Below are 22,219 nucleotides of genomic sequence, written 5' to 3' on the forward strand. Positions count from 1 at the left end.
GTCAGCCGCCTGCCGACAGGCGGCGTGCGTTGGCCTTGACCTTGCGGGTCGCCGGCTTGGTGGCGGCAACGCCGATCTTCATCAGGCCGTGGGCGATGTCGTCGGGCGAAACCTGACCCATGGCCGAGCGCATGACGAAACGGCTGGCTTCCGCCGCCGCCGCGAACGAGCCTTCGGCCGCCGCGTCCATCTTCTCGGTGACCATGCGCATGGCCTCCGCGTGATTCTTGCTATCCGACATGGCGGACGGATCGGCCAGCATGGTCATGCGGTGGGCGATCGTCAGGCTGGCGGCCATGGCGGCCGAGGCCGAGACGCTTGCTGCTTGCCAGGCGGCTTCCGTGAAGCGCGGCATGTACCAATTGAACAATCGGGCGTCCTCGTTCGTCCGGTTAACTTGCAGCCGGGCCAATGACTTTGCGACCATTCGCGCCAAATGCAAGCGAAGGTGTTCGGAATGACTAAGGATGTCCCGCATTTTTCCGTGAAGGATCCCGACTACGAGGCGCGGGGACGGCGCAGTTTCGCCAACCAGACCCTGATGACGACGCTGGGTGCAGCACTTGGCGATGTCCAGCCTGGCCATGTCGAGATCGTCATGCCCTTCGCGCCGCAAATCCTCCAGCAGCACGGCTTCGTCCATGCCGGCGCCATTTCGGCCATTGTCGACACGGCCTGCGGCTTTGCCGCCATGACGCTGATGCCCAAAGGGGCAGGCGTGCTCACCACCGAGTTCAAGATCAACCTGATGTCGCCAGCCAAGGGCGAGCGGTTCATCGCGGTCGGCCGCGTCATCAGGCCCGGCAACAAGCTGATCATCACGCTCGGCGAGTGCTTTGCCGAGACCGACGGCAAGCGCAAGCTGATCGCCCTGATGACCGCCTCGATGATGGTCATGGACACACCCGGCATCGTCGACTGACGCCAACAAGGAGACAAGGGCCATGACCGACCTGACGATCGAGCGCAACGGGCCGGTGACGACGCTGATCCGCACGCGCTCGGCGGCACGCAATGCGATGAACCCGGAAGGCGCCATCGCGCTGTTTGAGGCGCTCAAAGCCTTCGATGCCGACGAGACCGCCAGTGTGGCCGTGCTCTGGGGCGCAGGCGGGGCTTTCTGTGCCGGCTTCGACCTCAAGGTTGCGGCCACCGGCGAGACCGACACGGTCGGCGGCGGGCTGGACATCCCGGACGGCGAGGGCGTCTGGCCGCGCGGTCCGATGGGACCGACCCGGCTCATGCTGTCGAAGCCGGTGATCGCGGCCATTGCCGGACCGGCGGTCGCAGGTGGCATGGAGATCGCGCTCTGGTGCGACCTGCGGGTCATGGAGGAGGACGCCTATATGGGCGTCTATTGCAGGCGGTGGGGCGTGCCGCTGATCGATGGCGGCACCGTGCGCCTGCCGCGCATCGTCGGCCAGGGCCGGGCGCTCGACCTCATTCTCACAGGGCGCAAGGTGGAGGCCGAGGAGGCACTCCGCATCGGGCTTGCCGACCGGGTGGTGCCGAAGGGAACGTCACGGGAGGCGGCTGAAGCGCTGGCGCATGAGATCGCCCGCTTCCCGCAGGGCTGCCTGCGCTCCGACCGGGCGTCAGCCTATGCGCAATGGGATCTCAGCATCGAGGACGCGCTGCGCAACGAATGGCGGACGTCCTCGCCCATGGTCGCCAAGGAAGGCGCGGCCGGCGCCGCCCGCTTCGCCGCCGGCAAGGGGCGCGGCGGCGATTTCGGCAATATCTAGCTGGCCAGCAGCGTTGCCTTGATGACGTTGTCGCCAATGCCCAGCCGCTTTGCCGTATCGACGATCGCGTCCCAGGTGCCGTCCGACAGCGGCACGCCGTCCTTCAGCTTCTTCGCCTTGCCGCGCGCCTCGGTCTCGCCCGGCACCAGAACCTCGCCGCCCGCTTCCACCGGCCGCGAACTCTTGTAATAGGCGACATAATCGGCGCATTCGGCCGGGAAGAAGCCATCGGGATCGACGATCTTCGGGTCGATATAGATCGACATCATGCCGTTGCAGAACCTCTTGCCAGGGCCGGTTGCGCCAGCGCCCGTCAGCGCGCCGCCGAGGATCTCGCACATGAAGGCAAGGCCGGAGCCCTTGTGGTCGCCAAAGGCGCGGATGGCGCCAGGACCGGCCTGCGGGTCGCGTGGGCCTGGACCTGAGGGGTAGGGGCCGTAGAGCACGGCCGGGTCATTGCTCTTGGAGCCATCCGGCGAGATCAGCGCGTCGCCGGGGATCGGCTTGCCGCCAAAGGAGGCCACCAGCACCTTGCCCTCGGCAACCAGCGAGGTCGCGAAATCGAGCAGCAGCGGCGATTGGCCGTCCGGCCGCGGCACGCCGATGCAATAGGGGGCGGTCGAGATCCGCCGGTCGACGCCGCCATGGGGTGCGACCAGGATGGATCCGACCACATTGACAAAATGGATCGAGACCAGGCCCTCGGCCGCCGCCATCTCGGCGAAATCGCCGATCCGGCCGAGATGGCCGGCATGGCGCAGCGCCACAGCCGCGAGGCCCTGGGCCTTCGCCTTGGCAATACCGATCCGCACAGCCTGCGGCCCCACCGTCTGACCAAAGCCGTAATGGCCGTCGAGCACCGCGAGCGAAGGCGTGTCGACCACCGCCGTCACCTCCTTGCCGGCCTCCACCTTGCCCTCGGCCAACCAGTCGACATAGCGCGGCACGCGCGCAACGCCATGGCTGTCATGGCCCGCGAGATTGGCCTCGGTCAGATAATGGCCAATGCGGCCAGCCTCCGCCTTGTCGCAGCCCGCAGCTTCAAAAATGGATGTGACCAGCGCCACAAGGCGCCCAGCATCGACCAAGGCCATACGATTCCTCCCGGATTTTTTCCGATGATGGACGGAGCGGCGCGCGATGCAAAGTCCCGCCTGTTGACGGGGAGGATTGCACCATCCGGCCCCTTCCGGCGGGCCGGCCTGTCGGTCTAGGCTCGCCACCCCGGAGGACCGCCATGACCAAGCCCATTCCCGCCTTCACCGCTGCCCGCCTGACCCGCCCCGATGGCGCGGTCATCCAGTACGAGACGGCGGGCGAGGGGCCGGCCATCGTCTTCGCCCATGGTCTCGGCGGCAATCATTTGAGCTGGTGGCAGACAGCGCCGGTCTTCGCCGCCGATCATCGAGTGGTGGTCCTGTCGCACCGCGGCTTCCCGCCCTCGACGACGCCCGGCGGCGTGCCGGAACCAACCCTCTATGCGAGCGACCTCGTGGCACTGCTGGACCATCTCGGCATCGACAAGGCGGTGATTGCCGGCCAGTCGATGGGCGGCTGGACCGCGGTCGAGACAGCGCTCCTGGCGCCTGAGCGGGTCGCCGGCCTCGTCATGGCCTGCACCACCGGCTCGTTCGACTATGACCGGTTTGATGATGCCGAGGTGAAGATCTGGCGCAAGGCCATGCCGGCTTTCATCGCCGATCTGGCGTCACGCGGTATTCATCGCGCCGCCGGCGCCCGCATGGCGGAGGACAATCCGCCTCTGCATGCGCTCTATCAGGCGATCGATCGCCTGTCGCTCGGGCTGAACAAGGAAGAAGTCGGCAACCGCATCCGCGCCATGCGGACCCGTGGCGCCGCGGACGCCGCCCGGATCACCTGTCCGGTCCAGTTCATCATCGGCACCGAAGACCCGCTGATCTGCCCGCGCGGCATCGAACTGGTGGCGGCAACACTGCCCAACGCCAAGTGCCACGTCGTCGCCGGCGCCGGCCATTCCGTCTATTTCGAGAACGCGCTGCTCTTCAACCAGATCGTCGATGAGTTCCTCAACGGGATCGGTTGGTAGTAGCGTTGGGTGTTGCCTGCGGCAATCGGGGTGCAGACCCGCCGTCATGCCCGGGCTTGTCCCGGGCATCCACGCCTTCAACTGGGTTCACAGGGGACGAAAGACGTGGATGCCCGCCACGAGGGCGGGCATGACGACTGGTGAGGGGGCCGCTTGTGCGGACGTCGCTCAGTTGCCGAGGAACTGCCGCGGCGCCACGGGGGCTTCCTTCATCAGAAGGATCGACACGCGGCGATTGGCGGCGAGATAGGGATCGTCCGGGAACATCGGCTCGGTATCGGCCTTGCCGGTGACGGCGAAGATGCGGTCGCCTGGCAGACCGTTCTCCTGCAGGACCATGCGCACGGCATTGGCGCGGTCGGCCGTCAGATCCCACGCGCCATAGCCGGGCTGGCCGAGCACGCGGGTGCTGGAAGTATGACCGGTAATCGTCACGCGGTTCGACAGCTGGCGAAGCGCCGGCGTGAGGGCGGCGATCAGCTGCCGCGTGCGCTCATAGGGTTCGCGCCCGTCGGGCGGGAACATGGCACGGCCGTCCTGATCGACGATCTGGATGTCGAGGCCGTCGGGCCGTTCTTCCATGATGACGTTCTTGGAGATCTCGGCGATCTCCGGCATGGCCTGCATGGCCTGGCGCAGGCTTGCGGCGGCAAGCGCCATCTGGCGGTCGATCGCCTGCTTGAGCGCATCGGGATCGGCCATCTGCAATTGCGGGCCGGGGCGGTCGGTTGGCGATTCCGGGGTGGTCGAGACGTTCTGGATCTGCGGGCGCGTCGGAATGCCGTTCAGCTCGATCATGCCGGTCAGTGCGGTGTTGCTGGTCGTGCCGAAGGCTTCGCGGAACGAGCCGGTCATCATGTGCTTCTTGCGCTCGTCCTGGTTGGACGAGGCGACGATGACGACGAAGAATGACATCAGCAGTGCCATCAGGTCGGCGAAGGTGACGAACCAGCCGTGACCGCCGTGACCGCCACCGTCCTTGCGCTTGGCCATGGGATCCTCAGGCCGGCTCGGCCAGCGAGTGGCGATCGTGCTCGGTCAGATAGGCGAGCAGCATTTCCTTGATCACCTGCGGACTCTTTTGATTGCGGATCTGCACCACGCCATCGATGATGATCTGGCGGGCGATATCCTCTTCCACCATCTTCACGTGGCACTTGTCGGCAATCGGCATGCAGACGAAGTTGGCGACCACGGCGCCGTAGAGGGTCGCGATCAAGGCCATGGCCATGATCGGGCCGAGCTTGGTCGGATCGGTCATGTTGGCGAACATGTTGACCATGCCCAGCAGCGTGCCGATCATGCCGAAGGCCGGTGCGCAATCGCCGATCGAGCGATAGATCTTCTGCGCCTCGTCCAGCTGCATGTAGATGTTGTCCTTGTCCGTCTCCATCGTCTGGCGGATGAAGTCGGCGTCGTAGCCATCGGCGATATAGCGCACGCCCTGGGCGAGCACCGGATCGTTGATCGTCAGCTTTTCCAGCGCGTTCGGGCCCTGTTTGCGGGCGACGTCGGCGATATTGGCGATTTCCTCGACGAGGTCGCGGTGCTGGATGGTGCGCATGGCAAGCGCGCATTTGAAGCCCATCGGCAGGCCATGCATGACGACATGCAGCGGATAGCGCGTCAGGGTCGCGACAGCCGCGCCACCGAAGATGATGATCACCGCGTGCTTGTCGTAATATTGGCCGAAATTGCCGCCATCGATCATGATCAGGATGATGATGACGGCAGCGGCGCCGACAAGTCCGATGACTGTTGCGATATCCATAAGTGTCTCCGCGCAGCGCGCGTTGGCCCTGTTGACTTGAACCCTAGGCGAGGCGGCTTAAAAGGGGCTTAAGGTTGAAGCATCGTTGAACCCAACGGTGGTTCTTGCGACGATTTGTCGATGGCGCCGACGAGAGCGCCGCTTGAAGGGGAGTGCCTATCCATGCCGAAGACGCTCGCGGCCGCCTGCGCCGTCCTCGCACTGACCATTCTCTCCGGGTGTTCGACGGCTGCGCCGCCGGCTCCTCCCGGCCCGCCGGTCGCCAATGCCACGCCGCCGCCGCTGCCGCGCGATCCGGCGCTGGGACAGGCGCCGGCCGAGACGCCGGCTGCCACAGGCCGCCGTGGGCGGGCCCGCGCCGCCCAGCAGAACTGAGCCATCGGGCGGGCCGGCACGCGTGCCTGCCTCGATTTCGACACGGGATGCGGCTTGTTAATGCCGTATCGCCGGTCCCGGAGGAGCGCCTTGCCTGATTTCCGCCTTCACTGCTTCGCCCAGTCCGGCAACGCCAACAAGGTGGCGTTGATGTTGAATCTGGCGGGGCTCGATTGGGAGCCGGTGCCGGTGCAGTTCTTCGCTGGCGCCACCCGCGATCCGGCCTGGCGCGCCGAGGTCAATCCGATGGGCGAGGCGCCGGTGCTGGAACATGACGGGCGCCGTCTGTCGCAATCCGGCGTGATCCTGACCTATCTCGCGCGCCGTTCGGGCAAGTTCGGGCCGGCGAACGAGGATGAGGAACTGGAAATCCTGCGCTGGATCCTGTTCGACAACCACAAATACACCAGCTACTTCGCCACCCACCGGTTCATGTTCTCGCTCGCCGGCAAGCCAGCCGATCCGGCCGTGCTCGGCTTCATGCGGGCGCGCACGGAGACGGCGCTCGGCATTGTCGAGCAGCACCTGGCCGGGCGAAGCTTCATCGTGGCGGAGCGGCCGACCATCGCCGACCTGTCGCTCGCCGGCTATATGTTCTATCCGACCGAGGAAACCGGCTTCGATCTCTCTGTATCCCACCCCAATATCGACGCCTGGCGCCAGCGGATCGCCGCCATGCCCGGCTTCAAGCCTCCCTATGAGTTGATGCCGGCGGCTCAGCCCGCCTCATGATCGGAATGTCCATGCGCCTCGTGTGCCTTTTCGCCTCGTCCCTGACGCTCGCCGGCTGCATGACCAGTTCGGACTTGCCCACGCCGCTGGCGCAGGCGCCCGCCCAGCCTGTTCCGGTCCAGGCCGTGACCAGCACGGCTCTGCCGCCCGTGGGTGGATCGAGCCAGGTGGCGATGCAGTCCGGCGCGTCCACGACCACAACGACCACCAGCACGGCACCGCCCGTCACGACCTCGGCTCTGATGGGCCGGGCGCCGGGTGCCCGCGAGAGCGCGAGCCTGAGCAACGTCAGCCATGTGCGCTCGGGCGCCGCCACCAGCGGCAGCCCTCTCGGCGGCACGATCGTGTCGGGCCAGCAGGCTGGCGCCATTCCGAGCGTCGTCGATCGCAACCGCGAACCGGTGCGCGTGCGCCGGACCGCGCCCGTCGACCCGCTGGGTCCCGGCACGGCGCCGCCGATCATCGCGCCGGAGCTGCGCGACCAGACCGGCAACACGCTGCGCAACCGCCAGCGCGTCGATTTCTGACTTGGTTTCAACGGGCATCGGCTGCTGAAACACGGATTGTGAGCCGGCGTGACGCCGGTGCAGCCTCGCAGTGACACAAGACGGCACTCTCAGGAGCCCGCCATGTCGTCACACAGCATCACCCGACCGCTCGGTCAGCGGATCCGGCCGCTCGGCCTTGCGGCCGCTCTGCTCCTGTCGGCGCCATTGCCCGCCGCCGCTCAGGCCAGCCTTCCGCCGTGTTCCATGGGCGACCGCGACTTTCGCGATGACGCGACCCTGGCTGCAGCGCGCCATATGTCGCAGCGCCACATCAGTCTCAGCCCGCTGACCTGCCAGACCGTTGAGAATCAGGTTCATCCGCTCGGGTCGAGCGAATTGCAGGTGCTCAGGGCCAAGGTCTTCGAGAGCGCCAGCGAAGGGCAGGGTGTCCAGCAGAGCGTCAATCTCATCGTGCTGACGCGCAGATCCCAGGGTCAGGAAATGGTCTTGGCGCGTTTCCTCGTGCCTTACGACGTCTCGCGGGACGAGCCCTATTTCTTTCCCATGGTGAACAAGGTCGGCGACGGCTTCGTGCTCCAGCTCGGCGAGCGCATCCGCACCGCTTACCGGATCACGGGCGAGAACGTCACGCCGTTCGACAGCCATGCTTGGGCCGGTGACGCAGGCATCGCAGCCGGCAGCCGCTGGGTGGCCGGTCAGGTGCGCAGGGTCGATTTCATGCAGATGATCGGCTTCCTCTCGGTTTTCCGCTCGGGTTCGGACGATCCTGCAACACCCGGAAGCGCCTTTGACACCGGCAAGGCCGTACAGGTGGCGCTTGCCTTCGAGGGCGACCGGCTCGTTGGCCGCGAGCCTACGGTCGTCGAGTCGCAGTTCATCCAGGACGTCGAGGACTGGACGGCAATGGTCGAGAGCCAGGAAGAGGCGCGCAAGGCGCGCCGGCGCCTGCCGCCGCGCACCGAACCCTGCGAGATTTCCGGATGGTCGGTCGATGCCGATCCGGCCGGGCTGAATGTCCGCGCCGAGCCTTCCGCCCGTTCGCGCGTCGTCGGCATCGTGCCGCCCGCCTGGGTCGCGCCCGGTCGCGACGGCGACGCCGGCCAAACCTATCGCGCCGAGTTCAGGATCGCCGGCTATCGCGACGGCTGGTTCCTGATCCGCTCGATCAAAGCACCGGGCGCCGAATATGGCGAGCGATATCCCCGTTCGCGCCCGCAGCCCCATCGCGGTCAGGGATGGGTGTCGGCGCGCATGGTCGGCGCGGCGCTCGCCAATGCCAATCTGCCCGTGGGGCAGCTCCTTCAGGCGCCAAGCCGGCATGCGGCGGTCAGGCCGGTCCGTCGTACCAACGGTGAGCCAGCCGGCGCCGGCGACGTGATCCAGCGCCTGCATGCCTGTTCCGGCGGCTTTGGCCTCATCGAGATCGAAGGCGTGCGCGGCTGGTGGAGCGGCCTCTGCTCGAACCAGGTGACCAATTGCAGCTGACGGGCTTGTCATTGCGTGACGGCGCTCCGCCGGGCTATACGGCGTCACCTCTTACAGCAGGCGATGACAGTGGCGGACAATAGCAAGGACAAGGGCGGCATCGGCGAAACCGTCCGCGTGGTCATCCACGCGCTGCTCATCGCCCTGGTCATCCGGACATTCCTGTTCCAGCCGTTCAACATCCCCTCCGGCTCGATGAAGGATACGCTGCTGGTCGGCGATTATCTGTTCGTGTCGAAATTCGCCTACGGCTATTCGAAGTTCTCGCTGCCCTTCTCGCCCAATCTGTTCCAGGGGCGGATCATGGGATCGGTGCCGTCGCGCGGCGATGTCGTGGTGTTCCGCCTGCCGCGCGAGCCTGATGTCGACTATATCAAGCGCGTGATCGGCCTGCCGGGCGAGAAGATCCAGGTGATTGGCGGCGTCGTCCACATCAATGGCGTGGCGGTCAAGCGCGAGCGCGTCGACGACTTCGTCGAGGTGGAGGACGGTCGCGAGACGCGCACAAGGCGCTATCGCGAGACCCTGCCGAACGGTGTCGTCCACTACACGCTCGATCTCTACGAGAACGGCTTCTACGACAACACGCCGGTCTATGAAGTGCCGGCCGGCCATCTGTTCATGATGGGCGATAACCGCGACAACTCGACCGACAGCCGCGTGCTCAGCCAGGTCGGTCCCATCCCCCTCGACAATCTCGTCGGCCGGGCGGAGCTCCTGTTCTTCTCCATCGAGGAGGGCGAGCGCGCCTGGGCGTTCTGGCGCTGGCCGTGGTCGATCCGCTGGACCCGGCTTGCCAATCTCGTCCGGTAACGCGGCCTTGGCTCCCGGGCGCAAGGCGAAACCGACGCGGCCCAGCGTGGAAGAGGTCGAGGCACGCCTTGGTCACATCTTCTCCGACAAGAGCCTGCTCGACCGGGCTCTGACCCATCCGAGCGCGGTCAGCGGTACCGACAAGCGCGACAAGTCCTATCAGCGGCTGGAGTTTCTCGGCGACCGTGTCCTCGGCCTGACTGTCGCGGACCTGCTCTACCGCACCATGCCGGCCGACGACGAGGGCACGCTGTCGCGCCGCCTGTCGGATTTGGTGCGTGCCGAAACCTGCGCCGAGGTCGCCGCCGAACTCGATCTCGGCCAGGCGATCAAGGTCGGCCCGAGCGAGAGCCGCACCGTTGTCGGCGCCCGTGCCAGCGTGCTCGCAGATCTCTGCGAGGCGGTGATCGGCGCGATCTATCTCGATGCCGGCTGGGGCGCGGCGGAAGCTTTCGTGACCCGGCTATGGTTGTCGAGGCTCGCTGCAGGCCCCGCGCTCCAGCGCGATGCCAAGAGCGCGCTGCAGGAATGGGCGCAGGGGCGCGGCCTGCCGACCCCGGTCTATCGCGTCAGCGAGCGAACCGGGCCGGACCATCAGCCGATCTTCACCATGGCCGTAGTCATTCCCGGCATCGAGGACGGTTTCGGCCAGGGCGCCGCCAAGCGCCAGGCGGAGATCGCCGCAGCGACCTTCGTGCTGAAACGCGAGGGCGTCTGGCCTGACGACACGAAGGGCGGAACGCCATGAGCGACCAGACGAACCCGAGCGACCAGACGAACCCGAGCGACAAGACCGTCGCGGACGATCCAACCCGTTGCGGCTTCGTCGCCCTGATCGGTGCGCCCAATGCCGGCAAGTCGACTCTGGTCAATGCACTGGTCGGCGCCAAGGTGACGATCGTTTCGCACAAGGTGCAGACGACGCGCGCGCTGGTGCGTGGCATCGTCATGGAGGGCCAGGCCCAGATCGTGCTGGTCGACACGCCCGGCCTGTTCTCGCCGAAGCGTCGGCTCGACCGCGCCATGGTGACGGCCGCCTGGGGCGGCGCCGCCGATGCCGACCGCGTTCTGGTGCTAATCGACGTGCGCAAGGGCGTCGACGAGCAGGTCGAGGCCATGTTCGAGAAGCTTGGCGATGTCCGCCAGCCCAAGGACTTGGTGCTGAACAAGGTCGACCTTCTGGATCGCCCGAAGCTGCTCGACCTGGCCGCCGATATCAACACGCGCACCCGCTTCGAGAAGACCTTCATGGTGTCCGCCACGACCGGTTCGGGCGTTGCCGATCTCAGGCGCCATCTCGCCGAGATCGTGCCGGCTGGCCCCTGGCACTATCCGGAAGACGAGATTTCCGACGTCCCGGCCCGGATGCTGGCGGCCGAGATCACCCGCGAGAAGCTCTATCACCGCCTGCACGACGAGTTGCCCTACGATTCGACCGTCGAGACCGAGGCCTATGAGGAGCGCAAGGACGGCTCGATCCGCATCGAGCAGACGATCTATGTCGTGCGCGAAGGCCAGCGGAAGATCATGCTCGGCAAGGGCGGCGAGACGATCAAGGCAATCTCCAAGGGCTCGCGAGAAGAGCTGAGCCGCCTGTTCGAGGTTCCGGTACACTTGTTCCTCACCATCAAGGTGCGTGAGGACTGGGGCAACGATCCCGAGCGCTACGAGCGCATGGGTCTCGAATTTCCAAAAGGCAGGTGACGATCATGCTGACCGCGATCTCGTCGAAGAAGACCACCACGCTCTATCGCTACATCACCGGCCCGGACGACAGCGCGTTCTGCCACCGGATCAGCGAGGCCATCAACAAGGGCTGGCAGCTCTATGGCCAGCCGACCCTGACCTTTGATCCGGTCAAGGGCCGGGTCATCTGCGGCCAGGCGATCATGCGCGAGGTCGAGGGCATTTCCTATTCGCCCGACCTCAAGCTCTCGGATTACTGATAAGCCGCCATGCAGTGGACCGACGACGGCATCGTGCTCGGCGTCCGGCTCCACGGCGAGACGAGCGTGATCCTGGAGCTGTTCACCCGGGAGCACGGCCGCCACCTCGGCCTGTTGCGCGGTGGGCGCTCGCGGCGCAACCAGGCCATGCTCCAGCCCGGCAACACGGTGCTGGCCACCTGGACCGCCAGGCTTGACGAGCATCTCGGCAATTACACGATCGAACCGACCATCTCGCGGGCCGCGCGGTTGATGGAGGCGAGGGCAGGGGTCGCCGGCATCACCCATCTCTCGGCGCTTGCCCGTCTGATGCCCGAGCGCGAGGCGAGCCCCGGCCTGTTTGACGTGCTGACCATCATCGCCGATGCCTTGCCGGATGCGAGCCTTGCCGCGCCGCTGATCGTCCGGCTGGAACTTGAAGTGCTGCAGGACCTGGGCTTCGGTCTCGATCTGACCGAATGCGCATCGACCGGCCAGACCACGGATCTCATCTATGTCTCGCCAAAGACCGGCAGAGCCGTATCGCGGGAGGCGGGCGAGCCGTGGAAGGACCGCTTGTTCGCACTGCCAGCCTTCCTGTCCGGGGAGGGGCCGATGGACCGCGACGCAGTCCTCGCGGGCTTCCGCCTGACCGGCCATTTCCTGTCGCGCCACGTCTTCGAACCGCGCGGCCTGACCATGCCGGATGCCCGCGAGGCGTTCCTGCGCGCCTATGGCTGACGGACGGCGCTTGCCAGAGCCCAAGGGCTCGCTTAATCCCGCTTGCTATCGGGGTTGACCGGCGGAATCGCAGTCGGCTTCCCGTCCGTTGCGACCGAGACCGTCATGCACGACATCCGCTGGATCCGAGACAACCCGCAGGCCTTCGACCAGGGGCTTGCCGCACGCGGCCGCGAACCGCTGTCCTCGGCGCTCATCGCCCTCGACGATGCCCGCAAGGCAGCGGTCGGCACGCTCCAGGCCTGCCAGGAGCGCCGCAATGCCGCGTCGAAGGAGATCGGCCAGGCCATGGGCGCCAAGGACATGGCGCGGGCCGATAGCCTGAAGGCGGAAGTGGCCGCGCTGAAGGACCGGATGGCGGAAGCCGAAATCGCAGAGAAGAAGGCCAATGCCGATCTGACAGCAGCCCTCGAAGTGCTCCCCAATCTGCCTCTCGCCGAAGTGCCGCTCGGCCCTGACGAGAGCGCCAATGTCGAGCATCACCGCTTTGGCGCTCCGCGCCAGGTGACCAATGCCCGCGAGCATTTCGAGCTCGGCGAGGCCCTGGGCCAGATGGATTTCGAGGTCGCGGCCAAGCTCTCGGGCTCGCGCTTCGTCGTGCTGAAGAAGCATCTCGCCCGCATGGAAAGGGCGCTGTCGCAGTTCATGCTCGATCTCCACACCGACACGCACGGCTATACCGAGGTCAACCCGCCGGTCCTGGTGAAGAGCGATGCCGTCTACGGCACGTCGCAATTGCCCAAGGCGGCCGAGGACATGTTCCGGACCGAACAGGGCCTCTGGCTCACCCCGACCGCCGAGGTGACGCTGACCAATCTCGTTGCCCAGGAGATCGTGGCCGAGGAGGTCCTGCCGCTCAGGCTCACCGCCGGCACCCAATGCTTCCGGTCCGAGGCGGGTGCTGCCGGCCGTGACACCCGCGGCATGCTGCGCCAGCACCAGTTCCTCAAGGTCGAGCTGGTCTCGATCACCGCGCCGGAACAGTCCAACGACGAACACGAGCGCATGCTCGCCTGCGCCGAGGAAGTGCTGAAGCGCCTCGATCTCCATTATCGCGTGGTGACGCTCTGCACCGGCGACATGGGCTTCTCGGCTCGCAAGACCTATGACATCGAGGTCTGGCTGCCGGGCCAGAAGGCGTTCCGCGAAATCTCGTCCTGCTCCACCTGCGGCGATTTCCAGGCCCGCCGGATGAACGCGCGCTACCGGCCCAAGGCCGTCGATGGCAAGGCGGGCAGCCCGCAATTCGTCCACACGCTGAACGGTTCCGGCACGGCGGTTGGTCGTGCGCTGATCGCGGTGATGGAAACCTACCAGCAGGACGGCGGCGGCATTGCCGTTCCCGCCGTCCTTCAGCCCTATATGGGCGGCCTCCAGATGATCGAGAAAGCCTGATGCGGATCCTGGTCACCAATGACGACGGCATCCACGCAGCCGGCCTGCGCACCGCCGAGCGGATCGCACGCTCGCTCTCCGACGATGTCTGGATCGTGGCGCCCGAGACCGACCAGTCCGGCGTCTCGCATTCGCTGTCGCTCAACGATCCCCTGCGGCTGCGCGAGGTCGGCGAGAACCAATATGCGGTGAAGGGTACGCCGACCGATTGCGTGATCATGGCGGTGAAGCACCTGATGGCCGGCGAGCCGCCTGACCTCGTGCTCTCCGGCGTCAACAAGGGCCAGAACGTCGCGGAGGACGTTACCTATTCGGGCACGATCGCCGGCGCGATGGAGGGCACGATCCTCGGCATCCGCTCGATCGCGCTCTCCCAGGCCTATGGCCCCGAGACGCGCCATCAGGTGCCGTTCGAGACGGCTGAAGCCCATGCCCCCGGCGTCATCCGCACCATTCTGGAAGAGGGTCTGCCCAAGGGGACGCTGGTCAATATCAACTTCCCCAACCGCAAGCCCTCCGATGTCCGGGGCATCAAGGTGACGGCCCAGGGGCGGCGCGACCAGGAAATCCTGACGATCGATCCCCGCCATGATGGCCGCGGCAATCCCTATTTCTGGATCGCTTTCTCGCGGAAGCCCCAGCGCCTCGAGCTTGGCACCGACATCTGGGCGCTGTCGGAAGGCTGCATCTCGGTGACGCCGCTGGAGATCAACCTGACCGACGAGCCGACCATGACGCGGCTCGCCGCTGTCTTTGCCGGCGACCGGCCGCCGGGCACCTGAAGGACCAGCCATGAACGACGGCCCCGGACCGGACCATTTCCTGGCGGCGGCCGAATTCGTTCTGATGCTCCGGCAGAAGGGCCTGAGCGACAACAAAGTGCTGCGGGCCATGGAACAGGTGCCGCGGGTGCCGTTCCTCAGCCCAGGCCTGTTCGCGCTCGCCGACGACGATGTCGCGCTGCCGATCGCCTGCGGCCAGTCGATCCTCGCCCCCTCGCTGACCGGATCGATGATCGAGGCGCTGGATGTTCAGGCCCATCATCGCGTGCTGCAGATCGGCACCGGCTCCGGCTATGCGGCGGCGGTGCTGGCAAGGCTTGCCGCTCAGGTGGTCACGATCGACCGCTGGCGGACGCTGGCCGACCAGGCGCATATCCGGCTCCGCGGCCTGGGCTATGAGACGATCGAGGTGGTGTTCGGCGACGGAATGGGTGGCCATCCGCTGCGCAAGCCCTTCGACCGCATCATGGCCACCTGTGCGCTTCCCGAACTCTCGCCGGGCCTGATCGGGCAGCTGGCACCCGGCGGCATCGTGGTTGCGCCGATCGGCACGGGCCAGGACGTCGAGATCGTCCGCGTCGAGGCCGGTCCGACAGGCGTTGCCAGCCGGTCACTCGGCAAGGCGGTGATCGCGCCGGCGGTTCCCGGCATGGCCCGCAGGCTCTGAGCGGCTCTGACGCACCGGCGCGGACAATCGACCGGTCGTTTACGTTTTTCTTTGGCGCGCAAACCGAACCTTAACCTGAACGGGTCTTAATCATCACGTCTCAAGTTGCGTACCGCGTGAGAGTGCCAATGCGTGCCCGTGCGTTTTTCGGATTGTCGAAAGCAGCCCTTCTCGTGGCTGTTTCGGGTCTGACTGCTGCCTGCAGTTCGGACATGGCCCGGTTCGACGAAAATCCCTTTCGATCCGGCAACGTGGCCCAAAGCCCGCGCCAGGAGGTCGTTGCCTCGGTGCCGACCGCGCGTGTCGACAGCGCGCCGCTCTCGCCAGCCAATGATATCGCAGCGCCGGTCCGCCGGCAGGGTGCAGTCGAGAGTTCGCCCTTTGGCAGCAATTCGGCGGATCCGGGTCTCACCACTGGCACGGTGACACAGCGCTCGACCTTCGGTTCGTCCAATCCGCAGACGCCCGCTGTCCGCCAGATGGCCGCTGCGCGGGCAACCGGCGCCCAGCCGGTCGCCGGCAGTTCAAACGGCTGGTCGGCAGCCGGCGGCACCACCATTCAGGCGAGCTCCGGCGACACGGTCGACAGCCTGTCACGCCGTTATGGCGTGCCGGCGCCCGCCATCGCCCAGGCGAACGGCCTGTCGGCCGGGCAGGGGCTTTCCCCCGGCCAGTCGGTGGTCATCCCCACCTATTCGATCGGTTCCACCCAACAGCGCGCCCCGGTGGCAGCGGCTCCGGCCCCGGTCCAGGCCGCAGCCCCGGCTGCGCCCGTCCGTCAGGTCCGCACCATCGAGCTGCCGCGCGCGCCCGCGCCGGTGGCGACGGCCCGCAACGAGGCCGCAACGGCTCCTGTGCCTGCCGCTCGTGCCGGTTGGCAGGTCGGTGCGCAGCCGCGGGCAGCCGCGCCGTCACAGCCGGTCGCTCAGGCCCAGCCGGTCGCACCGACGCGCCAGGCGACCCGCCCGGTGTCCCACACGGTCGCCATGGGTGAGAACCTCGCCTCGATCGCCACGCGCTACGGCACGACGCCAGCCGAAATCGCACGCACCAACAATATCCCGTCGGGCCGTCCGGTCCGCATCGGCCAGAGCCTGCGTCTCCCCGGCGCGGGTCAGGTCGCCCAGGCGCAACCGGCACCCGATCGGCGAGAACAGGCTCAGCGCACCGTTGCCCAGGTTCAGGCGACGCCTGCCGGCCAGCGCGCCGACCAGCGCGCGACCGCCGCGATCCCACCGGCTCAGCCGGCCGCCCGCGAGGCAGCCCCCGCTCTTGCTGCAGCCCAGACCCAGCCGGCGCCGGCACCCGCCCAGGCGGCGCAGCCGGCTCCGGCCCAGGCTGCTGCGGCCCCGGCCGCAGCTCCGGCCGCCGCATCGAGCGAGCCGCAGTTCCGCTGGCCGGTGCGTGGCCGGGTGATCACCAGCTTCCGGGCCGGCACCAATGACGGCATCAAGATGGCGGTTCCCGAGGGCACGCCGATCAAGGCGGCCGAAGATGGCGTCGTTGCCTATGCCGGCAACGAATTGCGCGGTTATGGCAATCTGGTCCTGGTGCGCCATTCCAACGGCTTCGTCACCGCCTACGCCCACAACAGCAATATCAGCGTGCGGCGCGGCGAACAGGTGCGCCGTGGCCAGACGATCGCCGCCGCCGGCCAGACCGGCAACGTGTCGTCGCCGCAGCTTCACTTCGAGATCCGGCGCGGCGCGACGCCCGTCGACCCCATGACCTATCTCGGCTCCAACTGAGCCGGCACGTCTAGTCGATCGGTCCTCTCCTGCGACCTCCAAAGGGACCGGTCATCTTCGGGGCGGCACGGCGGTGCCGCCCCTTCTCTTTTCAGGACGTCAGATCCGGTGGCCGATGCGGCCCGCCAGATCCTGGATGAACTGCCAGGCGACGCGGCCCGAGCGCGAGCCACGCGTGGTCGCCCATTCCAGAGCCTCTGCGCGGATCGCCTCGTCGTCGTAACGGATGCCGAAATGGCGGGCGTAGCCGAAGACCATGGCGAGATATTCGTCCTGGCTGCACTTGTGGAAACCGAGCCACAGGCCGAACCGGTCCGACAGCGAGACCTTCTCTTCCACCGCCTCGCCAGGATTGATCGAGGTCGAGCGCTCGTTCTCCATCATGTCGCGCGGCAGGAGATGCCGGCGGTTGGACGTCGCGTAGAACAGCACATTGTCCGGACGGCCCTCGATTCCGCCTTCCAGAACGGCCTTCAGCGACTTGTAGGACGTGTCATTGGCGTCGAAGGACAGGTCGTCGCAGAACACGATGAAGCGGTAGTCGGAAGACCGCATCAGCGCCATCAGGCCGGGCAGGGTCTCGATGTCCTCGCGGTGGATCTCGACCAGCTTCAGGATCGCGCGGCCACCACTGGCGACCAGGCTCTGGTTGACGGTCGCATGCGCGGCCTTGACCAGCGACGACTTTCCCATGCCGCGGGCGCCCCACAGCAGCGCATTGTTGGCCGGCAGGCCGGTCGCGAAGCGCTGGGTGTTGTCGATCAGCGTGTCGCGCGCCCGGTCGATGCCGTGCAGCAGGACCATCTCGACGCGGTTGACCCTGGCGACAGGCTCAAGCCTCGGCCCAACCGGGTTCCAGACATAGGCATCGGCCAGCGCCAGATCGGGCACGGACGGGCTCGGAGGGCTCAAGCGCTCAAGCGCCGTTGCGATGCGGGCAAGGGTCTCGGCAAAGGGGGCAGCAAGGCGGGCAAGCTCGTCAGACACGTCAGGTCACTCCGGTCGTTTCGACCGTCCCTTGCACCACCGGAGCAACGCTTTCAATCGTGGTGCTGGCATGATGGCCTCAAAGCGTCCATATGGGGCCTTGCGAACCGGCCGCGGGCGTTGCAATCGACGCCTTGCTGGCTATAGTCCGCGCCCGATTTCCAAGTTCCCGACGCGTCCGCCGAGGGAGTTCCCGAAGAGGATCGTCCATGTTCATTACCCCGGCTTTCGCACAGGCGACCGGAGCGGGATCCACCAACGACATTCTCATGTCGATGCTGCCTTTCGTGCTCATCTTCGTCATCATGTACTTCCTGATCCTCCGCCCGCAGCAGAAGCGGGTGAAGGCCCAGCAGGAGATGATTTCGAATCTGCGCCGTGGCGACCAGGTGACCCTGACCGGCGGCGTGATCGGCAAGATCACCAAGGTTGTCGACGATGCGACGATCGAGATCGAAATTGCCGACAATGTCCGCATCCGTGCGGCGCGTCAGTTCGTCGCGGAAGTTCGCTCGAAGGGCGAACCGGCCGACGAGAAGTAATGCCCGGATCGCGGCAGGCCATCCGGCCTGCCGTTTCGATCGCCTGAGGACCAAGGTTCGATGCTGAACTTCGCGCGCTGGAAATCGTCGCTCATCCTGATCACCGCTTTGGTGACCATGCTGCTGGCGGCCCCCAATGTCATGCCGCAAGCCTGGGTCGACAAGCTGCCAAGGGTGCTGCGCACGCATATGACGCTGGGCCTGGATCTGCAGGGCGGCGTGCATCTGCTGCTGCAGGTCGATGCCGATGCTGTCCGCCGCGACAAGATGGAAGCGCTGCGCGACGATGTCCGCCGCGTTCTCCGCGACGCGCGCGTGCTGGTCCAGAGCATCAATTTCCAGGGCAATGGCGTCATCGTGCGCCTGCGCGAGGGCCAGAACGCCGAACTCGCCAACACCGAACTGCGCAAGCTGCCCCAGCCGCTCGGCGGCCTGTTCGCCACCACCGGCCAGTTCGACTACGAGGTCACCCGCCAGGGCGATGCCTTCACGGTGATCGCCACCGAGGCGGGCCTCCGCGACCGCATTTCCCGCGCCGTCACACAGTCGATCGAGATCGTCCGCCGCCGTATCGACCAGCTCGGCACCACCGAGCCGGTGATCCAGCGCCAGGGCATCGACCGCATCCTGCTGCAGGTTCCCGGTGAAAAGGACCCACAGCGGCTGAAGGACATTCTCGGACAGACCGCCAAGCTGGAATTCCGCCTCGTCGACCAGTCGATGCGCGCCGAGGAAGCGCTGGCTGGCCGCGCGCCCGCCGATTCCGTCGTGATGTATGAAGAGGTCAAGGACGGCAACCGTATCGTCTCGCAGACGCCCTACCTGATCCAGCGCCGGGTGATCGTGGCAGGCGACGATCTGGTTGATGCCCAGGCCGCGTTCAGCGCCCAGCAGGCGGAGTGGATCGTCAATTTCCGCTTCAACTCGATCGGCGGCTCGAAGTTCGCTCGGGCGACTCAGGAAAACGTCAACCGGCCCTTCGCCATCATCCTCGACAACAAGGTGGTCTCGGCTCCCGTCATCCGTGAGCCGATCCTCGGCGGCTCGGGCCAGATCTCCGGCCGCTTCACCGCCGAAAGCTCGGCCAATCTGGCGCTCCTGCTGCGGGCCGGTGCGCTGCCGGCGCCGCTCACCGTCGTCGAGGAGCGCACCGTCGGTGCCTCGCTCGGTGCCGACTCGATTGCGTCCGGCGCCCAGGCGGCAATCATCGGCTCGATCTTCGTGCTGATCTTCATGTTCGCGACCTATGGCTTCTTCGGCCTGCTCGCCAACATCGCCGTCATCGTCCATGTGATCATGATGTTCGGCCTGTTGAGCCTCATGGGATCGACGCTGACGCTGCCTGGCATTGCCGGCGTCGTGCTGACCGTCGGCATGGCGGTCGATGCCAACGTGCTGATCTACGAGCGCATCCGCGAGGAGGCGCGTCTCGGCCGGTCGGTCATTGCCTCCCTGGACGCCGGTTTCACCAAGGCGATCGGCACGATCGTCGACGCCAACGTGACCCAGCTCCTGACCGCCATCATCCTGTTCTTCCTCGGCACCGGGCCGGTCAAGGGCTTCGCCCTGACGCTCGGCCTCGGCATCGTGACCACCATGTTCACCGCGGTGACGTTCACGCGCTATCTCGTCGTCCTCTGGCTGCGTTGGGCCAAGCCCGCACGCATCCCTTTGTGATCGCAGGAGTTTCTAGCTGTGCGCCTTCTGCGACTGGTTCCCGACGACACCAAATTCGGCTTCATGCGCTTCCGTCCGTGGGCGTTTCTGGCGTCCACGCTCGTGTCCGTTTTCACGGTCATCGGCTTCCTGACGCTCGGCCTGCATGTCGGCATCGACTTCAAGGGCGGCACGCTGGTCGAGCTTCAGACCAAGCAGGGTTCCGCCAATATCTCCGAACTGCGCACCCGGTTGGCGGCTGCCAATCTCGGTGAGTTGCAACTGCAGGAATTCGGCGGCCCGAATCTGGTCCTGGTGCGCTACGGCGAGCAGCCGGGTGGTGAGCAGGGCCAGCAGGCGGCGCTCCGCCGCGTGCGCGCGGTGATCGACGCCGATTATGAGGTCCGCCGCACCGAGGTCGTCGGTCCGACAGTGTCAGCGGAACTGGTGCAGATGTCGGTCATCGGCGTCATGCTGTCGATCCTGGTGGTGCTGATCTATCTCTGGTTCCGCTTCGAATGGCAGTTCGCGGTGGGCGCCATGGTGGCGACAGTCCATGACGTCGTGGCCATTATCGCCTTCTATGTCATCACGCGGTCCGACTTCGACATCACGTCGATCGCCTCGGTGCTGACGATCATCGGCTATTCGCTGAACGATACCGTCGTCATCTACGACCGCATCCGCGAGATGCTGCGCAAGCACAAGAAGATGCCGATCGGCGAGCTGCTCGATGTCGCGATCAATTCGACCCTGTCGCGCACGGTGATGACCGCCTCGACGACCTTCCTGGCGCTGCTCGGCCTGTTCTTCTTCGGTGGCGAGGTGATCCGCGGCTTCACGGCCTCCATGCTGGTGGGCGTGATCATCGGCACCTATTCGTCGATCTTCATCGCGGCACCGGTGCTGATCTATCTCGGCCTGCGGTCCGGCGGCTTCGGCGCAACCGCGCCGCGCGACGAGTCGTCGGCGGAGCCGGCGCTGCAGAAGGCCAAAGCCTGACGTGCCGCGCGGCGAACCCCTGCAGAAGCTCTACGAGGGGTTCGTACCCGGCCGGTTTCCGATCGATGCCTATGGCCGCGGCGGTTTCCGCTTCGCCGAGATGAGCCATCGCGGCTCGGTGCTGGCGCTGCCCTCCGGGATTCGTGCCTGGGACGTGACCGCGCCCGGGGAATTGACGGCCGAGAGCCTCGGGCTGGTGCTGGCCGAGGCGGCTGAGATCGATTTCCTGCTGATTGGGACTGGTGTCGCGCCTGTCCTGTTGTCCGATGCCATTGCCTGGCCGCTGCGCGACGCGCGGATCGGTTTCGACGTGATGGCGACGGGGGCGGCGGCCCGCACCTTCAACATCATGCTGGGCGAGCGCCGCCGTGTTGCCGCTGCCCTGATTGCGGTGGACTGAATGGCGGCCGGCGCCGCCCCTGAGCCGGATCTCGCCAAGGCCTTTGCCGCCTGCGACGATCTCGTCCGCGCGGCCGACAAGGACCGCTGGCTCGCCAATCTCTTCGTGCCCGAGCCGTTCCGCGCCGATTTCATGGCGCTGCATGCCTTCAACGCCGAGATTGCGGCAACCCGCGACCGCGTATCCGAGCCGCTGCCCGGCGAGGTGAGGCTGCAATGGTGGCGCGATGTGCTGGGAGCGGAGGGCCGGCGCGAGGCGACGGGGCATCCAGTTGCGGCCGCCCTTCTGGACGTGATTGCCCGTCGTCGGTTACCCGCCAAGCCTCTGATCGACCTGATCGATGCGCGGATCTTCGATCTCTACGACGATCTCGTGCCGACCGTCGGCGATCTCGAAGGCTATTGCGGCGAGACATCCTCGGCGCTGATGCAGCTTGGCGCCCTGATCCTGGCCGATGGACGCGATCCCGGTTCGGCGGATCTCGCGGGCCATGCCGGTATCGCCTATGCGGTGGCGGGGCTTCTGAGGTCCTTCGCCCTGCACGCGGCGCGCGGCCAGGTGTTCATCCCGGCCGACATTCTGGCGGAGACCGGCACGAGCCGTGAGGATGTGATGTCGGGGAAGGCAGGGGCGGCCGTGATGGCGGCGCTCGGGCGGATGCGAGACGTCGGTCTCGATCATTGCGCGCAGGCCGAAGCTCTGGTCGCCCAGGCACCCGGCGAGGTCAGGGCGGCATTCCTGCCGCTGGCTCTGGCCCGACTCTATCTCGACCGCATGGACCGGCTCATCGCCGATCCGTTCGGCACGCGATTGGACGTGCCGCAATGGCGGCGTCAGTGGAGCCTGTGGCGCACGGCCGTCAGGACGCGCTGACGC

General features: G+C 66.6%; 26 protein-coding genes. 21 read left to right on the top strand and 5 right to left on the bottom strand.

The genetic code is table 11. The annotated features are described in order from the left end of the window. Nucleotide 1: 1 nt before the first annotated feature. Nucleotides 2–427, bottom strand: a complete 426-nt coding sequence (locus tag E8L99_RS16805) for a hypothetical protein (RefSeq protein WP_137100626.1) — start codon at nucleotides 425–427, stop codon at nucleotides 2–4. A gap of 30 nt (nucleotides 428–457) precedes the next feature. Between E8L99_RS16805 and E8L99_RS16810 the strand changes: the two genes are divergently transcribed. Both E8L99_RS16810 and E8L99_RS16815 read left to right on the top strand, forming a co-directional pair. Further along, nucleotides 458–922, top strand: coding sequence for a PaaI family thioesterase (locus E8L99_RS16810; RefSeq protein WP_137100627.1), 465 nt, complete (start codon nucleotides 458–460; stop codon nucleotides 920–922). Nucleotides 923–944: 22 nt separating this feature from the next. Continuing rightward, the gene (locus E8L99_RS16815; protein ID WP_137100628.1) at nucleotides 945–1,745 is read left to right on the top strand and encodes a crotonase/enoyl-CoA hydratase family protein; all 801 of its coding nucleotides are present in this window, start codon (nucleotides 945–947) and stop codon (nucleotides 1,743–1,745) included. On the opposite strand, the gene E8L99_RS16820 is transcribed toward E8L99_RS16815, so the two are convergent. Continuing rightward, nucleotides 1,742–2,839, bottom strand: a complete 1,098-nt coding sequence (locus tag E8L99_RS16820) for a malate/lactate/ureidoglycolate dehydrogenase (protein ID WP_137100629.1) — start codon at nucleotides 2,837–2,839, stop codon at nucleotides 1,742–1,744. The two genes, E8L99_RS16815 and E8L99_RS16820, sit on opposite strands and share 4 nt — an antisense overlap. A 143-nt stretch (nucleotides 2,840–2,982) precedes the next feature. On the opposite strand from E8L99_RS16820, the gene E8L99_RS16825 reads away from it, so the two are divergent. Then, a complete protein-coding gene (locus E8L99_RS16825; protein ID WP_137100630.1) occupies nucleotides 2,983–3,813 on the top strand; it encodes an alpha/beta fold hydrolase in 831 nt (276 codons plus the stop codon). A gap of 168 nt (nucleotides 3,814–3,981) precedes the next feature. On the opposite strand, the gene E8L99_RS16830 is transcribed toward E8L99_RS16825, so the two are convergent. Both E8L99_RS16830 and E8L99_RS16835 read right to left on the bottom strand, forming a co-directional pair. After that, nucleotides 3,982–4,806, bottom strand: coding sequence for an OmpA/MotB family protein (locus E8L99_RS16830; RefSeq protein ID WP_137100631.1), 825 nt, complete (start codon nucleotides 4,804–4,806; stop codon nucleotides 3,982–3,984). A 7-nt stretch (nucleotides 4,807–4,813) separates the two neighbouring features. Beyond that, nucleotides 4,814–5,584 (bottom strand): motility protein A, encoded by a 771-nt coding sequence (locus E8L99_RS16835; protein ID WP_137100632.1) that lies wholly within the window; start codon nucleotides 5,582–5,584, stop codon nucleotides 4,814–4,816. A 162-nt stretch (nucleotides 5,585–5,746) separates the two neighbouring features. Here E8L99_RS16835 and E8L99_RS16840 point away from each other — a divergent pair, with 162 nt between their 5' ends. The 13 genes from E8L99_RS16840 to E8L99_RS16900 all read left to right on the top strand — a co-directional run bounded on the left by E8L99_RS16840 (nucleotide 5,747) and on the right by E8L99_RS16900 (nucleotide 16,756). Further along, complete coding sequence (locus E8L99_RS16840) at nucleotides 5,747–5,959, top strand: hypothetical protein (protein WP_137100633.1); 213 nt, start codon at nucleotides 5,747–5,749, stop codon at nucleotides 5,957–5,959. Between the two features lie 90 nt (nucleotides 5,960–6,049). Beyond that, nucleotides 6,050–6,691, top strand: a complete 642-nt coding sequence (locus tag E8L99_RS16845; protein WP_137100634.1) for a glutathione S-transferase family protein — start codon at nucleotides 6,050–6,052, stop codon at nucleotides 6,689–6,691. Between the two features lie 11 nt (nucleotides 6,692–6,702). Then, a complete protein-coding gene (locus tag E8L99_RS16850; protein WP_137100635.1) occupies nucleotides 6,703–7,218 on the top strand; it encodes a hypothetical protein in 516 nt (171 codons plus the stop codon). Nucleotides 7,219–7,320: 102 nt separating this feature from the next. Continuing rightward, nucleotides 7,321–8,685, top strand: a complete 1,365-nt coding sequence (locus E8L99_RS16855; protein ID WP_137100636.1) for a hypothetical protein — start codon at nucleotides 7,321–7,323, stop codon at nucleotides 8,683–8,685. Between the two features lie 63 nt (nucleotides 8,686–8,748). Next, on the top strand, nucleotides 8,749–9,498 hold the full coding sequence (gene lepB, locus E8L99_RS16860; RefSeq protein WP_137100637.1) for a signal peptidase I: 750 nt from the start codon (nucleotides 8,749–8,751) through the stop codon (nucleotides 9,496–9,498). Nucleotides 9,499–9,544: 46 nt separating this feature from the next. Beyond that, entirely contained in the window at nucleotides 9,545–10,246 is a 702-nt protein-coding gene (gene rnc / locus E8L99_RS16865) for a ribonuclease III (RefSeq protein ID WP_215907008.1), read from the top strand. Further along, nucleotides 10,243–11,202 carry a GTPase Era gene (era, locus tag E8L99_RS16870; RefSeq protein WP_137100639.1) on the top strand — a complete coding sequence of 320 codons (960 nt, stop codon included), beginning with the start codon at nucleotides 10,243–10,245 and terminating at the stop codon, nucleotides 11,200–11,202. The genes rnc and era overlap by 4 nt, the downstream gene beginning before the upstream one ends. A 5-nt stretch (nucleotides 11,203–11,207) precedes the next feature. Continuing rightward, nucleotides 11,208–11,444 (top strand): DUF1737 domain-containing protein, encoded by a 237-nt coding sequence (locus tag E8L99_RS16875; protein ID WP_137100640.1) that lies wholly within the window; start codon nucleotides 11,208–11,210, stop codon nucleotides 11,442–11,444. Nucleotides 11,445–11,453: 9 nt separating this feature from the next. Beyond that, the gene (gene recO, locus E8L99_RS16880) at nucleotides 11,454–12,164 is read left to right on the top strand and encodes a DNA repair protein RecO (protein ID WP_137100641.1); all 711 of its coding nucleotides are present in this window, start codon (nucleotides 11,454–11,456) and stop codon (nucleotides 12,162–12,164) included. Between the two features lie 105 nt (nucleotides 12,165–12,269). Beyond that, nucleotides 12,270–13,559: a serine--tRNA ligase gene (serS, locus tag E8L99_RS16885; RefSeq protein WP_137100642.1), complete on the top strand. Its 1,290-nt coding sequence runs from the start codon at nucleotides 12,270–12,272 to the stop codon at nucleotides 13,557–13,559. Further along, nucleotides 13,559–14,341 carry a 5'/3'-nucleotidase SurE gene (surE, locus tag E8L99_RS16890; RefSeq protein WP_137100643.1) on the top strand — a complete coding sequence of 261 codons (783 nt, stop codon included), beginning with the start codon at nucleotides 13,559–13,561 and terminating at the stop codon, nucleotides 14,339–14,341. Before serS ends, surE begins: the two co-directional genes overlap by 1 nt. A gap of 10 nt (nucleotides 14,342–14,351) precedes the next feature. Beyond that, nucleotides 14,352–15,008 (top strand): protein-L-isoaspartate O-methyltransferase family protein, encoded by a 657-nt coding sequence (locus E8L99_RS16895; protein WP_137100644.1) that lies wholly within the window; start codon nucleotides 14,352–14,354, stop codon nucleotides 15,006–15,008. Between the two features lie 212 nt (nucleotides 15,009–15,220). Then, nucleotides 15,221–16,756, top strand: a complete 1,536-nt coding sequence (locus tag E8L99_RS16900) for a LysM peptidoglycan-binding domain-containing M23 family metallopeptidase (protein WP_168201705.1) — start codon at nucleotides 15,221–15,223, stop codon at nucleotides 16,754–16,756. A gap of 99 nt (nucleotides 16,757–16,855) precedes the next feature. Here E8L99_RS16900 and E8L99_RS16905 read toward each other — a convergent pair whose 3' ends face one another. Beyond that, nucleotides 16,856–17,743 (bottom strand): ATP-binding protein, encoded by an 888-nt coding sequence (locus E8L99_RS16905; protein ID WP_137100646.1) that lies wholly within the window; start codon nucleotides 17,741–17,743, stop codon nucleotides 16,856–16,858. Between the two features lie 209 nt (nucleotides 17,744–17,952). Between E8L99_RS16905 and yajC the strand changes: the two genes are divergently transcribed. From yajC to E8L99_RS16930, 5 genes are read left to right on the top strand one after another with little or no spacing between them, the layout of a single operon-like run. Further along, the gene (gene yajC, locus E8L99_RS16910; RefSeq protein ID WP_137100647.1) at nucleotides 17,953–18,285 is read left to right on the top strand and encodes a preprotein translocase subunit YajC; all 333 of its coding nucleotides are present in this window, start codon (nucleotides 17,953–17,955) and stop codon (nucleotides 18,283–18,285) included. 60 nt (nucleotides 18,286–18,345) lie between these two features. Continuing rightward, complete coding sequence (secD, locus tag E8L99_RS16915; protein WP_137100648.1) at nucleotides 18,346–19,962, top strand: protein translocase subunit SecD; 1,617 nt, start codon at nucleotides 18,346–18,348, stop codon at nucleotides 19,960–19,962. Between the two features lie 18 nt (nucleotides 19,963–19,980). Then, complete coding sequence (secF, locus tag E8L99_RS16920; RefSeq protein ID WP_137100649.1) at nucleotides 19,981–20,943, top strand: protein translocase subunit SecF; 963 nt, start codon at nucleotides 19,981–19,983, stop codon at nucleotides 20,941–20,943. Nucleotide 20,944: 1 nt separating this feature from the next. Then, entirely contained in the window at nucleotides 20,945–21,343 is a 399-nt protein-coding gene (locus tag E8L99_RS16925) for an Mth938-like domain-containing protein (protein ID WP_252511139.1), read from the top strand. After that, nucleotides 21,344–22,216 (top strand): phytoene/squalene synthase family protein, encoded by an 873-nt coding sequence (locus E8L99_RS16930; RefSeq protein WP_137100650.1) that lies wholly within the window; start codon nucleotides 21,344–21,346, stop codon nucleotides 22,214–22,216. Nucleotides 22,217–22,219: the final 3 nt, after the last annotated feature.

The organism is Phreatobacter aquaticus (assembly GCF_005160265.1).
Lineage (GTDB): Bacteria > Pseudomonadota > Alphaproteobacteria > Rhizobiales > Phreatobacteraceae > Phreatobacter > Phreatobacter aquaticus.